Below are 16,235 nucleotides of genomic sequence, written 5' to 3'. Positions count from 1 at the left end.
ATGATTTAAAGGGGATTTAATACTCGGAACGTCGATTGGATTTTAATCTACTTGAATATACCCTTTTTTCTACAAAATCAACCACCAATCATTTAAAGCGCACAATATCAAGACTATAATGGAAAAATGTGCCTTTTGCAATAATAGGACTTGCTCTTTTGCTATCCTTTTTGTTTAAAATCTACATTTCTATCACTTATGGATGCCGATAGTCTTGGGGCATCGGGGTGGCCTTTTTCCAATGGGGTAGGTTTCACAAATTGACTTTGCCGACCTTCAATTGAAATTTGACCAGAAGGATCCAAGGTTAAAAAGGCAAAAATGGAATCCCTGTACATGGCCCTACTTCCATCAGAACCATAGCCTTCCCCTACGTAAAAGTAGGAAGCACTGTTCATTTGGAAATAGTGCACATTGTTTATATAACTGTGATCGTCCACATGATGGTGGCCACAGAAACAGGCAATAACTTTTCTTACCGCAAACCTACTGGGTGAGGACCAACCATCCCATATTTCGTCAAAGGCCTGATGGGAAATGATTATAGTCTGTTTATCGGTTTTTTCCAAATCCTCCTTTAACCATGCTATTTGTTCCGGGTTGACCAAACTTCTATTTTGCTGTTCAATATAAAAATTGGCATTGCCATAATCCTCATACTTCCCTTCCTTCAGAATGTAATTACCATCCATTATCACAAAATGAAAGTCGCCCTTATCAAAGGAATAATAATTACTCTCCATCCCAAAAAAATCCATGGCTTCCTTCTTGGTAACCTTGTCCATATCATGGTTCCCAAGCACATGATATTTTTCACCCTTGTAGGTGTTCCAAAGATCCATACATTCTTGGGCTTCCTCTGTTGCATAGCAAAAATCACCGCCTTGAATAATAAAATCCAATTTTCGGGAGGATGCCTCTTTTATAAAGACTTGCAAACGCTCAAGCCCGTCTGCACAAAAGCCGTGGTGTACATCGGTTATAAAACCAATATTGACTTTGTTTTTTTTAGTGATTTCATTTTTAGAAGCGAAGGCGTAGGCCCCAACATTACCCATTCCCAAGGCCAAGGTTCCCAATCCTATCTTGGCCATAAACTTGCGACGTCCTTTTTTTTGATTTTGCATGATAATCTTTCTTGTTTGTTTAACCACTTACTTTATTGGACCTGGCGGCGGCACACTTGTTCAGCCATTCTTCCCCGAAGGGGTCTATTTTACCAAATCTGGAAATTTCAAATTCTGAAAAATCGAGGGGATTAGGCTTACCTGCTGCCATTTCAGCAATTCCAAGCCCTACCCCGCCTGCAACAGAAATCCCTGCACCACAACACCCTGAAGCTACCAAAAAACCCTTTATACCCGGAACTGCCCCCAATACCAATTGGGAATCAGGCGTATATCCCGAAAATCCCGCCACGTAATACTTAATCCCCATATCATAGAAGGCAGGAAAAAATCGCGCAAGTCGCTCCCCGTTTTCAAAAAGATCGTCCATTCCTTCATCGGCACTAAATACAAAATCCGTTATGTCCTTTGGCACATCTTTTGGGGAAGCAACCAACGATTTCCCCTCGCGTATCCCAAACAGCAGCCCCCCTCCTTCAGGTCGGGCATAGGCTTGAGCATCCGGCAAAAGGACCATGGGCGAATTTGCGGGAAACAGATCGGAGCGTTCCGTTATCCAATACTGACTTCGCACCGGGGCCATAGGAAGGCCTGCCCCCACCATGCCAGCAAGCAGGGGTGCCCAAACTCCAGCCGCATCCACAACGGTCTCTGCAAGGATGTCCCCTTCTGTAGTCTTTACACCTTTCACCGTACCGGCCTCATGTATTATACCAACTACCTCTACCCCTTGACGAATTTTAGCTCCCCGGTTTCTGGCACATCTTGCAAAAAAAGTCCCCAACATATAGGGGTCACAATAGGCTTCATTAGGGACGAACCCTATTTTCAAAGCCTCTTCCACATCTAACCAAGGAGCTTTTTCCTTGGCTTCTTCCTTATTGATGTAATAGGCTTCCTGATCGTATTCCCTTGCAATATCCATTAACACTTCCAGATCTCTTACCATGGCTTCACTTGCTGCTACATGCATCATGCCCACCACCTTAAAATCCAAAGTTTCCCCTAGTTCCTCCTCCATTTCCTTGGCTACTTTAAAGGTCTCAATGGTCAGCGGAATATAGGAGCGTTTGGACCTTACCATGGTCATAAGGGCCGCCGCCCTACTGGTAGCAGCATTATTCAACTCATTGCGCTCCAAGAGCACTACTTGTTTTTCCGGATTGTTTTTGGTGTAATAATAGGCAATGGCACAGCCGAATATACCTCCTCCAATTATCACTAGATCGGTCTTTCCCATTTAATTGTTTTTCTCTTATTGTATATTATTTGAAGCCAAATCATTTTTATTCTCCTTTGTACTTGGAATAAAACGATATTGGAAATAACAGTTGATATAACCCGTGTTTGGTTTAATCCGAACTTTGAAGATTCCACTTTATGGCGGCCAATCCCCCACCTATGAAAGACATGATAACAAAAAAGTAAAATAGACTATCCCAGCCGTAATACTCATTGATAGCTACCACAATAAAACCGGAGAACATCTGTCCCACAGACCCCATTCCATTGATGATGCCAGCAGCCATTGCAGCACCCTTTGTACCCCCAACATCCATAGAACCAGCCGTACAGATTAGGGAATCCGGTCCGTAAGTGGCTATCCCTATTAGGGCGATACTGATAATGGTCGCTATTTTCCCATAGGGAACCATATACGGATGGGCAAGACAGGCAAGCCCCAACCCTATCATCATAAGGGATACCGTACTAAACCTATTGGATTTAAAGATCTTATCCGAACTATATCCAGCTAGGATCACCCCAAAAAAGCCAATCAGCTCATATACCGATGACATATAACCTGCATCACTGACATCATAGTGCAGCGCTTTTTCCAAATAAACGGGCAACCAAAAAAGAAAGGCATATCTGGTCATCTTTAGGATCATATAACAACTGGAATATATCCAAAGGGAACTATTCCTTAATAGCAATCCCAATATCTTTAGTTTCTCCGCCTTAGCCCCGCCTTCAAAATCATATTTATTTTCGACTATTTTAGGCAACCCAACATCTTCTGGATTGTTTCTAGTAAACAAAAGGTATAAGAAGGCGATAACAAAGAGTATCAGGGAAGGGAAAATAAACCCTCTTTTCCAGCCCAGTTCCGAAAGGAACTCCATATCAAAAGCTGCATAGGTGGCAAAGATGGTAGCCAAAAAGCCACCAGTAACATAACAGGTAGACCACCAGGACATCACTATTCCACGCTCGGTCCTCCTGAACCAAGGGGTCATGTTCTTTATCAGACCACTCCAGCCGGTAGATTGCCCATAGCCATTAACCGCTATCAGAAAAACAATTACCCCTGCAGAAAATGTCATTCCAAGAAATAAGTTTCCTATGGCTGCTAGAAACAACCCAACCGTAACCACCTTCCTAGGCCCAAAAGTATCGGACAAGTACCCATTAACAAATTGCCCAATGGTATATATCAAACTGTAAACGAAAATAATAGAAGCATAATCAGAGTTGTCCAACCCCAAATCTGTCTCCATGGAACTCCATGTAACCGATAAGTTTTTCCTACCAAAATAAAATCCCGCATAGGCGAGCCAGGTGAGAACAAAAATTCTTTTCCTCCAATACTTCTGATCTGCGGTTAAACTCATGGTTGAAATTTACACCTAAATTAAACTTTATTAAGAATCGTAGACATTTAACAAACGATAATCTGTAATGGGGATTAAGCTTTTACAAAACCTATTTGTACAAGGTATTCCTTTAAGACCATTAGAAAATTTTGAATATCGGTATAATCTATCTGCCCTATATTGGATATCCTGAACGTATCATAGTTATTAACCTTTCCCGGATAAATGGTAAAGCCTCTTTCAAAGAAAAAATCGTGCATTTCATCAAAATCATATTTATCGTTCTTAGGCTCAATAATGGAGGTAATTATTTTTGAATGATGTTCCCTATCTATTAAATACTCCAATCCCATCTCCCCTATTCCGCTTAATAATGTTTCCCAAGATTTGGCATACCGTGCATAGCGCTTTTCAATAGTTTCCTCTTTGGTTTCGATAATGGCCTGCTTTAGGGCATAGAAGGTTTGTACCGGAGGAGTAAATCTAGTTTGATGTGTTTTTTCAAAATAGGCATACTGTGCATATAAGTTTAAATACAGGTTCCGCATGGGAATGGATTCTGTTGCCAATAATGCCTTTTTATTACAAATGGCGAATCCTATTCCGGCCATTCCTTGTATGTTCTTGTTGGAGCTGGCTGCCAAATAATCAATATTCATGGCTTTCATGTCTACTGGAATAGCCGCAAAACCGCTCATGGAGTCTACAATAAAACTTATATCATGGTTGGCACATAATTTCCCTACCGCTGTAATATCATTCAAGAGACCCGTAGTGGTTTCATGATGTATCATGGCCAAGTGCGTTAATCCCTTTTCAGCTTTAATAACTTCTTCAAGAGCCTTTAAATTGATCGGAGCTATGGATGAAGATTCAAAAACCACGGTATCCAACTTATATATTTTGGTAATCTGGCACATACGTTTACCATAGGCACCATTATCTATTATAAGAATACGGCCGTTGTCCGGAACTACGGAACTTAATATAGCCTCTACCGTTGCCGTCCCAGAACCCCCGAACAAAACAGTGGCATAGTCGTTAGGATCTCCCACAAATTTGGTAATCTCAGTGGCACAGTATTCCATAAGATCTCCGAATTCCTTTTCCCTAGGACAAATATCGGTAACTGCCTGAGCCAATTTTACGGAGTCCGTAGTTGTTGCAGGACCGGGGTTCAACAACACATTTCTTTTTATTTGCATGTAATATTTTTTTTCGATTAAGATTTATACTTACTCAAATAATGATTGAAAAATTTAAATATATCCCTAGGCAATATCCCAAGGCAAGGAATAGGTCTTAACATAGGTATACCCTTTCATGGTCTCTATTACCCCTTCCTTATACCCCAAGCCGGAATCCTTAACTCCTCCAAAAGGAGTCCATTCCAATCGATAACTTGGTGCTTCGTTTACATTTACCGTGCCCGTATCCAACTCGGTAATTACCCGCTGAATGGATGGCCAGTGATTACTTACTACACCTCCGGACAAACCATATGGAGTATCATTGGCGATATCTATAGCTTCATCCAAAGTTGTGAATCGTATTATTGGAGCAACAGGACCAAAGGTCTCTTTTGCAACCACTTCATGGGCATTTTGCACATGGTCTAATACGGTAGGTGCATAAAGGGCACCATCCCTTTTATGTCCAGCCAAAAGCACTGCACCATTATCTATTGCATTTTGGACACGCGCTTCCATTTCCATGGCAGATTCTTCGGTAATAACAGTTCCCATATCGTTTTCAGCATTATAGGGATCCCCATACTTTAAGGCTTTTACTCGAGTTGCCAATTTGGCGGCATAAGTGTCCGCTATACTCTCATGGACCAAAATCCTTCTAATGGCCGTACAACGCTGGGCCGAATTTTTAAAGGTTCCGGACATGGTTACCTCAACTGCCTCATCTATATCGGCATCTTCGAGAATTAACAAGGCTGAACTTCCACCAAGTTCCAAAACCAATTTTTTATATCCTGCTTTGGAGGCTATTATTTTCCCCACTTTACTTCCTCCAGTAAATGAGACCATAGTAATTTCCGGATGTATGGTCATCATTTCAGCTGTAGCCTGTACATCGGCACCATTAATGACATTTAACATATTGGGTGGCAGACCACAATCCAACGCCAGTTGGGCAAAATAATATGCCGACAGCGGGGTTTTTTCAGAAGGTTTTAAAACCACTGTATTGTTGGTAGCGATTGCGGGAGCTATTTTGTGAACCACTTGGTTCATAGGATGGTTGAACGGCGTAATACAGCTGATCAATCCCAAGGGAACACGAGTAGTGTAGATCCTTCTGGGTTTTCCGTTTTTGGAAACATCACAAGGAAACACCTGGGAATCATCATCCAATGCCTTCATAGCGGAAAATCGCAACACATCGGAAACCCTACTGGCTTCATAGCGGGTATCCTTTAAACAAAGTCCCGTTTCATCGGTAATCATTTTGCTAACCTCATCAACCCGCTCTTCCAGGGCATTTGCAATTTTATTCAATATATCATAGCGCTCATAGCGCGTAAGGGTCATCTTGGTATTTTTGGTATCCGTTAAAACCTTATCCAAAGTTTTTGTATCTATGGATGACACCCTACCCACCTGTTTCTTGGTAAATGGATTATAAATATCGATCCATTCACCGCTTTTCACCTGTTTTCCATTGATTATACTTCCAAATTCGATCATAGCAGTGTTTTTAAATGGTTTAATTAGAAAATCCGTTACTCAAAAAGTGGAACAGATCAAAATTCCTACTGGTACCAGATGCCAATTTATTACTGAATTCAGTGTTCAATTTCTTATTGAATATCATTGGCACCTCTTGACAGTGCTCTCCACCATGTGAGCGCAAACCTTCCTTCACCTTGTCCAGTTCGTGCCAATCCGGAGTTCTTCCAATAGTAGTAGCAGAATCTGCCAATACTACCAAATCTCCTATTCTATCCCCTGGTAATTCAAATTCTTCCACAGCTTCCTTATTGGTCAGCACCTTTTCAATTCCGTCAAGGGACAACAAATATTCCTTGGCCGCCTTTAACTGTGATTTATCCTCCAAATACAGAGTCCCATAGCCACCTAAGGCTCCGTGATGTACTACATAGGGATCTGTGATCGGTAAAATTACCCTTGACTTAATATTTTGGGCATCCAGAAGTTGTTCTATAAACTGAACTTTGGGACTGCCATCCGGATTGGTCTTGGCCTGCATTCCATGATCTGCGGTTACACCAATAATGGCACCCAACTTGTCCAACTCACCCAGCCAAAGGTCAATTTTCGATAAAAAATCGTTCGCATCAGCACTTCCAGGGGCATATTTATGTTGCACGAAATCCGTTGTAGTCAGATACATAACATCAAAATGTTCCCTCTTCAACAACTTGGCTCCGGCCTCAATACAATAAACAGAAATATAAGGGTCATAGATTCCTGGTCTTTCCTTGCCCATTAATCCTTCCTCTACATTTTCAATACCGTTTTCTTCCAAAGTAGCCTGATTGGCAAATTCCGCAGAAAAGCAAATGCCGTCCAGATTATGGGCCAACATCTTCCGCAACTTATCCTTGGCGGTCACTACTGCAACCTTTCTTCCATTTTTGCTCAGTTCAGACAGGATTGTAGGTACTTTTAAATACTTTGGGTCGTTCATCATAACCTCCTGTTGCAGCTCTGTATCCCAATAAAAATTTCCGCAAATTCCGTTTACTTTTGGGGTAACTCCAGTAACAATAGCCATGTTATTTGGGTTGGTAAAAGATGGGATAACACTTTTCACCATTCCCATAGAACCTTCCTTTATAAAACGTTGCAAATTCGGCATCACTTCTTTGGCGCCTTCATAATATGGATAAGAGGTTCCATCCATACATATTCCAATAATGGTCTGCTTTTGCTTTGGGTAACTTCTGTCGTTAATGTTCATGTTTAAGAATAACTTTGCGTTGAATAAATATTTTGCACTAAAGTACAAAAATTTTACATATAGGATAATTTTTGATGTTAAAATTGTTAACTTTTACATGGATTCTGGATAAGCGAAGTTCCTTCCAAACCCCATCTTTCTTCAATGGGAATACACAAATGGGTCAGGGCTGTTTTTACAACGTCAACGGTACGTGGTGTATCCTTATAATCATTTACCGTTTCAATGGAAGCAGCAGTTGCATCTTTCCATTCCCCTCCAGTTAAAGTTCCGTTTGCCGCTGTTGGGCTGGCATCAGTTATTAAGGTTCCTGAACCCTCTGTTAATTTCCAATGTCCTTTTATATTGGCAACCATTGGATGTGTGTCATCCAAAACCTTACATTTCCACGCATCTATGGTTTCGATTTCCAACAAACCGTTAAAAACCCTCACTTCGGAAATGTATCCATTATATTTATAGGCACCATTACCATCTGCCCCAATGGTAAAAGGAAATGCGTTATCTATATTTCCGATGGATGACATCTCTGCACTATTCTTTAAAATACCATCTACATATACTTTTAGAAGCCCGTCCCTATCAAAAGTAGCACTTACGGTATGCCATTCATTATCCGTAATTTGCCCTGCCTCAACATCTACCCTATTGGCTCCATCTCCCACATTTACTTTAAAATTTTTGGTACCTGGTTTAAAAGAAAAAACATATCCGGGCAAAAGACCGCTGTCCCAATTCTTTTTGGCGATAATGCCAACGTCAGCAGGTACTTTCCCACGAATACGGCATTCAATCGAAAAATCTTGGGTAGCACCAAAACTATAAGCGGCATTATTCGGTACAGAAATTATCCCATTGGATTCAAAATAAAGCTCAGTGTCACTATTTAAACAATTGTTTGCCGGAGAAACCTCTACGTCTGAAGTCGTTTTAGCAATTTCCTTCTTAGGGATATTACCTCCACTAACAATCATAAAGATCGTCCGCTCTTCCTCTGTATCCCCGCCATGGCTTGTTCCAATACCTCCATGATCTGTGCTCACTATCACCATCCAATCTTCCTTGTTGTAGTTTGGGCGATTTTTTAAAGCAACGACCAACTCCCCTATGGCCGTGTCAACCGTTTCAATAGCACTAATATAATTTGAATTGTTAGGACTGAAACCTGAACCGTGTCCGGCATGATCTACATCATCAAAATGAACAAACAGTGCCGTTAGGTCCTCAACACCAAGTTCTGCTACTGCCTTATTTTTGACATCTGCACTTGAATCTTCAGTGTTCCTGGTAATATCCACAAAACCATGTGCAATTTGATCGTTAATAGGATGCCACTGGGATAAAGAGACGGTACGACTATCTGGATTCTTCTCCTCTATTCTTTTGAAAAAATGAGGATATTTATCAAAATCAGATCCAGCAAAAGAGTTATCCACCACTTTGTGCTTATCCTGCCAAACCCCAGTCAACATTGACGACCAACCGGGCCCGCTTATTGTTATCCCGGTATTCCTAGCATCCATAGAATAAGTTCCATTAGCCATAAGTGCATCCAAGTTAGGGGTATTAGCCGCTGTTATGGCATCTGGCCTACAGCCATCTATCCCGATAATCAATACTTTTTTATTTTCCGTTCCCCCTTCTATATCATGTTTTAATTCTGACGAATTATTTTGGGAGCAGGACCATACAGACATTGTCATTAAACCAATCAATAATTTTATAATTCCCATTTCACAAGCATTATATATTTTAATAATAAAGTACACAAATTAAAAAGGGAGGAGCATTCAAAGCCCCTCCCTCATTACAAAAACTAACTCAACTCAATTTTATACAACTAGGTTTGTTATTTGATTAATTAAACAATGCTGCAACTTCTTGATCCGAAAGTGCATAATCATATATTACCGTACCTGCAATCTTACCTTCAAAAAACTGACCATAGTTACTTGTTCCGTCTTGGGCCAGGCGTAATGGATTGCCACTTTCTGTATTGCCAACAGCCGCCATACTTGTACTGGTTACTTCTTTACCGTCCTGATACATGGTCATATTGGCGTCTCTATCAAAAGTCACCGTTAGCAGGTGCCAATCACCATCATTAAAGTTACCATTAAAATCAGTATCTGCTTTGGTTGTGCCATCAGAAGTGGCAACACGCCAGTTGCTACCTCGGAATGCTATGGTTAACCCTTTATTGGATGAGCTGCCCCAGTCTTGATCACCAATCATAACTGGATCACTGTCCGAAGACGTTGTATTTACCCAAAATGAGATTGAATAGTCGCTGTCATGCCTAAAATCCAAGTCCGTATCGCTAATTGTTGCGAACTGACTTACACCATCAAAGGTGAAAGCGGACATATCATTCTCACTACTAATGGTAGCACCAGCATTGGCAACCGCTATGTTCTTTACAGTACCATCCTGCCTCTTCAACTGTACGCCCGTTAATGGCGTAGAAACACCTGCAACCTGCTGAGAAGACAAAGCGTAATCATAGATAGTAATTTCTCCAATGTTACCTTTAAAGAACTGGCCATAAGCACCTGTACCATCCTGTCCTACACGAAGTGGGTTTCCACTACCCGTGTTTCCAATACCTGCCATACTTGCGGAAGCCACTGAAGTACCGTCCTGATAAAGAGTCATGCTACCATCCCGATCAAAAGTAGTCACTATGTAATGCCAATCCCCATCATTGAAGCTGCCATCATAATTGGTATCCGCTTTAGTTACACCATCAGACGTAGCAACACGCCAATTGTCTCCACGGAAGGCAATGGTCAATCCGGGATTGGAAGAGCTGCCCCAGTCCTGATCTCCAATCATTACCGGATCACTATCCGTAGAAGTAGTATTTACCCAAAACCCTATAGAATAATCACTGTCATGCCTAAAACTCAATTCAGGAACATCCAAGATCTCTACTTGGTTATCTGTACCATTAAACTCTACTATTGAACCATAAGCAGCATCCTTTATTCGCGAAGTCACCTTTTCATCTATAGCCAAAGGAATGCTTTCTCCAGTACTCTTCCTTAAATAAACAAAAGTATCTATGACAGCATTTGGATCAAAAAACTTCACTTTCTTAATTTCAAAATTCACAGCTCCTATTGAGCCATCCGTATATAATATATCAAATTTAAGGGTAGTTTTATCCCCTATTTCCAATAGATTAAGTTCCTCCAAACTAGATATAAAACTTTTGGATTTAAATTTATCGCCAAAAGTTGGAAAATCTGTTATGGTCTCTAATACAGACAAATCTGTACCTAAAAGCACCTTTATTTCAGTAGGCAACTTAGAGGTTACTATTGCTAAGTCTATGGACTGACCCTCGGCGTATGATTCTTTGACCTTAGGATCATAGGTTAATTGGGCTAATTCCTCTTCCGTATAATCCAATCCCGTGTTCGGATTGGTATGATATACATAAAACTCAAAGTTTTCCAAATATCTTTCATCCGCCCAACCATCGCCGTTATCGTCTGAACACCCTAGGGTTAAGATGAATCCTGAAAACAGCCATAAGAGGACACTAACGCTATTGTTCTTAATTTTATTTATACTTTTCATTGTAGTAAATTTTAACGGTTCTTAATCTTTTAGCAACCAAATAACTTGATCCCTATCATCTACCTCTGCGCCAAATTGTGCTCTGAGTGCTGCTCTATAGTTATTTTTATTATCCAAATCTTCCGAAGTTGGGTATGTCCAACGAACTGGATACTTGGTAATGTTATTATGCTCACTACTAAACAAATAGGTTGGCACACCAGTTCTACGCGTAGTAAAGAACGATTCGTGATCTGTATTTTCGGCAAATGCCAAATACTTTTGTTCCAGAATCCTATTCAATCCTGCTGCACCTGTAATATAAGGTTGCTTAGCCGCTAAATAAGTGGAAATTTCAGAAGCATCTACACTATAGAATTCCATGGAAGCAGTAACTCCGTTATCATAATGCGTCTTGGCATCAATAGAAGCCCAGCCTCTATGTGCCCCCTCGGCTATATGCAATTCCTGTTCCCAATAACTCATAAAGACACCCGGTTGGCCAACATAGTTCCAATATTTTTCGAAATTTGGAAATGAAAAATCTCCATCCAATTTTTTGGCGGAATTTTCAGTTGCCGCTGCGGAGATGTCCGCACCTGCATAGGCATCATAATCAGCCCGAACCTCAGCCTCAATTGGATTGGCCTCCAAGGCATCTTTGGTGGGATCGGCCACTTTCATCAGTCTGGGATCTTCTTTACCCTTAAGCAGGTCAATATAGGTACTAACATATACAACCGCATCCCTATAAACGGCTTGGTCCGGATTATAGGTCTGTCGAAACCCATCCTCGTTACTATAAGTCAATTGTGCATTGTCTTGCAATCCAGTTAATAAGGGATAGTTGTCCGAATTATTCAATATACTGGCAAAACGGCCCTTTACATTAACATCTGCATCATTCTCTTTCTTGCTCAAGGACAACAAAACCCTCAAGGTATAGGCATTGATCAATTTCTGCCATTGTTTTAGGTCTCCATTATAGTAGGGGTCCCCTTCTATGTTTACCCCTGGATTTGCAGTAATAAAAGTCCCCAGCTCTGAATTGGCCTCATCCAACCAATCTAAACATTGTATATATACTGATTTTTGGGAATCGTATTTTGGTTGAGGCTTTTCCGCCCCCAGACCAGCTTCGGATAGGGGTATATCGCCCATTCTCCTGGTCATTTCAATGAACATTCGTGCCTTAAGAAACTTCCCTATTATGGCATACGCCGGAGCCCCTGCCGCCTCGGCCTCTTTGGTCATTTGAATGATATTTCTTAAAGAAGAATAATCAAAGCTTCCATTAAAGCCATTATTGAAATTAGGGGAAAAAACATTATCGGTAGCAATCCATAAATGATACTGCATTTTTTCATAGGTATCGCTAAATGAACCTGTAACCCCAGGGACCAAGGTTGTAAAAATTAAACTTGGTGGTACGGAATTGGGTTCGTTGGGATTTTCTCTTAAATCCTCATAATCCAAACAACTAATTACCGACCCCAAAAGGAATACTATCAGAATTGATTTGAAAATTATATTTTTTATCATGATTAGTTGTATTAAAATGAAACATTTAGGTTAAAACCAATAGACCTCTGGGAAGGCAATTGCAAACCAGTATCTCCTTGTGTAAGGGTATAGGTGTCTAAGTCACCGTAATAATCATCCTTGGTCCAATACCATAGATTTCTACCTACAAAAGAGATGGATGCTGAATCCATGAAGGTCTTATCCAATATTTTGTTGCCAAAATCATAGCTCAACACTACTTCCCTTAATTTAATAAAGGTTTTATCCTTTATAACACTGGGCCAATCCGCCTTATAACGGCTTGCCCAAGATTGGTAATCTACCATATAAGTACTGGGCTCAAAGACCCTTGTATCCGTTAGGACATTCCCGTCAGGATCATAAGTAGCCTCCCCCGACACTATCCTTACTCCTTCAATTTGCATGGTTTTGGCATCACCTCCATTAACATAGGCTATATTTGATAGCTCCCTTTCTGGGTGTATGGCATCCGGATGACCCCCTGCCCTCCATAGATCTCGTTCATAGGCGTCCTGGGTTATACCTCCGAATCTGCCATCAAACAAAAAACTTAAGGATGTATTCTTATAGGAAAATGAATTATTAATACTGGCAATGAAATCGGGTTGTGTATTTCCTGTATTTACCTTAAAATCTGTTCTTTTAGGCAGACCATTTTCATAGATAATAAGTTGACCGTCTGGAGATCTTTCCCATACATAGTAAAAATAATCCCCTATTGGCGTCCCTACCTTGTTCCTGAAGTTATCCCCTGAAGCACCTTCCCATTCGGGAATAGTTCCATCTGGCAAAGGCGGCAATGAGGTGAGGTAGTTTTTTGATTTATCAAAATTTATAATGGCCGACCAATTAAAATCTTTTGTCCTAACCGGAATTGCCCTAATAGAAAAATCCATCCCCCTTCGTTCAGTAGTCCTACCGTTCAACAATACCCCGTCATAGGCAGAGGCATTGGAAAATGGCTGGGTAAAAATCTGTGGGCCGTTCTGATTTTCGTAATATGAAAAATCGATTCCCAAACGACTATTGAAAAATTTCATTTCAAAGCCATATTCAAAGGAGTTTGTAAACGATGGCCTTAAATTTGGATTCTCCAATGTAGCCGGGAAATTGGCTGTTGGCAAGTTCCTATATCTTCCTGTAGAATATGAATTGGTAGCTTCATAGATACCCAAATCCCCTCCAACTTGCGCATATGCCGTTCTTAATTTTAAATAACTTATAAAACTTGGCATTTTAATCATGTCGCTTAGCACAATACTGGAATATACCGAGGGATAGAAAAATGTATCATTTGCTTCGGGCAGTGTAGAGGATTTATCCACTCTTCCCGTCATCCCAAAAAATATTTGATTTCTGTACGAAAAGTCCATTACCGCATATGCACTATAAACACCTTGTTTATATTTGTAACTAGTTGGAGTAACCTGATCAACAGAGTTCTGCAGGGTGAATACCTCAGGAACAATAAGTTGAGTTGTAGATGCATGTTCCTCCTCCTTCTTCAGATAACGCTGATTGGCACCAATTGTAGCCTCTAAACCTATATCTTCATTAAAAAATTTATCATTATAGGTCAGTAAAAAATCTGTGTTATTTTCAAAATAGCGATAAGCATTATATCTAAATCGACCACCTCTATCCGGAATATCATAATTGTAAATATCTTTTGAAATCTCCTCATTGTCTGTTAAGGAATACGTACTTAGCGTGCTTCTTACAAAGGCATTAATTTTGTCGGAAATCTTAAAATTTACTTTGGCATAGGTAAGGATATCATTTTTAGTCCATGGTTTTTTCCAATTATACGCCAATGCATATGGGTTATTGTAACGCCAATTTTCAACGAAGTCCTGTTTTATCCCTTCCTTTCCCGGAACCCAGACGTGTTCCAAATTTCTTACATCGAAATTGGCTCCTCCCCAAATACTCAACAAATAAATTGGTGATGTTGGGCCATATGAGCCCCTGATCCTATTATCGGAATATTGATAGTTGTACTGTAAGGAGGCATCTACCGATATGGCGTCGGAAACATTTAAAGTTCCTGAAAGACGGAGGGTATTAATGTCCAATTTTTGACCCGGAATAGAACCCTTGGCATGTTTGTAAGAGTTGGATATTACATAATTTCCCTTTTCGGAGCCAGATTGTATAGAAACATTGTTGGAAGTCACCAAGCCCGTTTCCACAAAATTTCCTAGGTTGTCTGGACCCCTTGAGATCCATGGGGTCGGAATACGTTCACCTGTAACCGGATCAATGGGCGAATCTGACTGTTTTATAAGTCTACCATCAAACTTTGGGCCCCATATGGAATAGTCATAGTCGTTGACTCCTCCGCCTCCTGCAGCCCCAGTACCAAATTCATATCTCCCAGTATTCCCAGGACCATATTGTGTTTGAGCCTTTGGAATCCTTAAAAACCCAGTCTGAAATGTAGTGGAGCTGTTCACACTAACCCTAGTGCCATCCATACCTTTTCCAGACTTCATTGTAATCTGAAGAGCACCGAATTTACCTAATGAGCCATACAGGGCAGAAGCTGCAGCACCTTTCAAAACGGTAATGTTCTCTATATCGTCCGAACTAATATTCCAAAAATCAGTATCAGGCATCGGCACACCATCTACCACCAATATGGGTTTCTCTCCCCGTAAGAATATGCTTGGGTCGGAGAAGAAATCAGCACCATTACTTATCACGGTAAGCCCTGCCACTTTTCCCGACATGGATTCCAGAACATTTGGTGTAATTGCCTTTTGGAGTGTTACCCCCTTTACCTCTTGAGTGGCATAGCCTATGCGCTTTTTCTCTTTCTTGATGCCTAGGGCAGTTATAACAACCTCTTCCAAAGCATTACCAGCAGCTAATGTGACATTTAGTTCTTTTTCAATTCCTACCTTAATCTCCTTGGTTTCAAAACCCACATAAGAAACCACCAAAATATTATTTGGCGCAACTTCTATTTTAAATTTCCCGTCAAAATCAGCCACTACCCCATTGGTTGTTCCTTTAACCAAGATAGAAGCCCCTGATAAGGGGACGCCATCTTCATCCATGACCGTTCCCGTAATTAGCTGTTGCCAGTTAGTTTCCACATTAATTGGGGCCACCTTTCTGGCGTCCAGGTTATCTTCCGACATATTCGCCGATAAGAGTTGTGCCACTCCAGCAGAAAATATCAGCCCTAATAATTTGGTTTTTCTTTTGTTCATTGTTGGTTTGTTTAGTTAAAATAATTCAAAAATAATTTTTACTTATAGTTTAAATTTTGACCTAAAATATTAAATTATTTCATATAAGTCATTTTTTTTGACAAATAAATGTTAAAATATTTACTTATAATCAAATTTATTGATAACAAATAATTAAGATTTCGTTAAGGGAGACTATAACAACCGTTGGCTAAAAGAGACGTTTACGCCACTTGGCTGAAATAGAGGAATATAAATTCAGAAGCATC

10 protein-coding genes are annotated in these 16,235 nt (G+C 40.4%); all 10 read right to left on the bottom strand.

All coding sequences use genetic code 11. The annotated features are described in order from the left end of the window. Nucleotides 1-161: 161 nt before the first annotated feature. Nucleotides 162-1,127, bottom strand: a complete 966-nt coding sequence (locus tag MWU82_RS06145; protein WP_247095679.1) for a metallophosphoesterase — start codon at nt 1,125-1,127, stop codon at nt 162-164. Between the two features lie 19 nt (nt 1,128-1,146). Further along, complete coding sequence (locus MWU82_RS06140) at nt 1,147-2,367, bottom strand: FAD-binding oxidoreductase (RefSeq protein WP_247095677.1); 1,221 nt, start codon at nt 2,365-2,367, stop codon at nt 1,147-1,149. 112 nt (nt 2,368-2,479) lie between these two features. Beyond that, nucleotides 2,480-3,742 (bottom strand): MFS transporter, encoded by a 1,263-nt coding sequence (locus MWU82_RS06135; protein WP_247095675.1) that lies wholly within the window; start codon nt 3,740-3,742, stop codon nt 2,480-2,482. A gap of 74 nt (nt 3,743-3,816) precedes the next feature. Then, nucleotides 3,817-4,929, bottom strand: coding sequence for a 2-aminoethylphosphonate aminotransferase (locus MWU82_RS06130; RefSeq protein ID WP_247095674.1), 1,113 nt, complete (start codon nt 4,927-4,929; stop codon nt 3,817-3,819). Nucleotides 4,930-4,995: 66 nt separating this feature from the next. Beyond that, nucleotides 4,996-6,423 (bottom strand): aldehyde dehydrogenase family protein, encoded by a 1,428-nt coding sequence (locus tag MWU82_RS06125; RefSeq protein ID WP_247095672.1) that lies wholly within the window; start codon nt 6,421-6,423, stop codon nt 4,996-4,998. Between the two features lie 19 nt (nt 6,424-6,442). Further along, the gene (phnA, locus tag MWU82_RS06120) at nt 6,443-7,660 is read right to left on the bottom strand and encodes a phosphonoacetate hydrolase (protein WP_247095670.1); all 1,218 of its coding nucleotides are present in this window, start codon (nt 7,658-7,660) and stop codon (nt 6,443-6,445) included. An 86-nt stretch (nt 7,661-7,746) separates the two neighbouring features. Further along, nucleotides 7,747-9,393, bottom strand: coding sequence for an alkaline phosphatase family protein (locus tag MWU82_RS06115; RefSeq protein WP_247095668.1), 1,647 nt, complete (start codon nt 9,391-9,393; stop codon nt 7,747-7,749). A gap of 124 nt (nt 9,394-9,517) precedes the next feature. After that, nucleotides 9,518-11,245, bottom strand: coding sequence for a LamG domain-containing protein (locus tag MWU82_RS06110; RefSeq protein WP_247095666.1), 1,728 nt, complete (start codon nt 11,243-11,245; stop codon nt 9,518-9,520). Nucleotides 11,246-11,266: 21 nt separating this feature from the next. Further along, the gene (locus MWU82_RS06105) at nt 11,267-12,766 is read right to left on the bottom strand and encodes a SusD/RagB family nutrient-binding outer membrane lipoprotein (RefSeq protein WP_247095665.1); all 1,500 of its coding nucleotides are present in this window, start codon (nt 12,764-12,766) and stop codon (nt 11,267-11,269) included. An 11-nt stretch (nt 12,767-12,777) separates the two neighbouring features. Further along, complete coding sequence (locus tag MWU82_RS06100) at nt 12,778-15,987, bottom strand: SusC/RagA family TonB-linked outer membrane protein (RefSeq protein ID WP_247095664.1); 3,210 nt, start codon at nt 15,985-15,987, stop codon at nt 12,778-12,780. Between the last annotated feature and the right edge of the window lie 248 nt (nt 15,988-16,235).

Origin of the sequence: Arenibacter sp. S6351L (assembly GCF_023016025.1) — a bacterium.
Lineage (GTDB): Bacteria > Bacteroidota > Bacteroidia > Flavobacteriales > Flavobacteriaceae > Arenibacter > Arenibacter algicola_B.
This window is presented reverse-complemented; position numbering and strand designations above follow the sequence as displayed.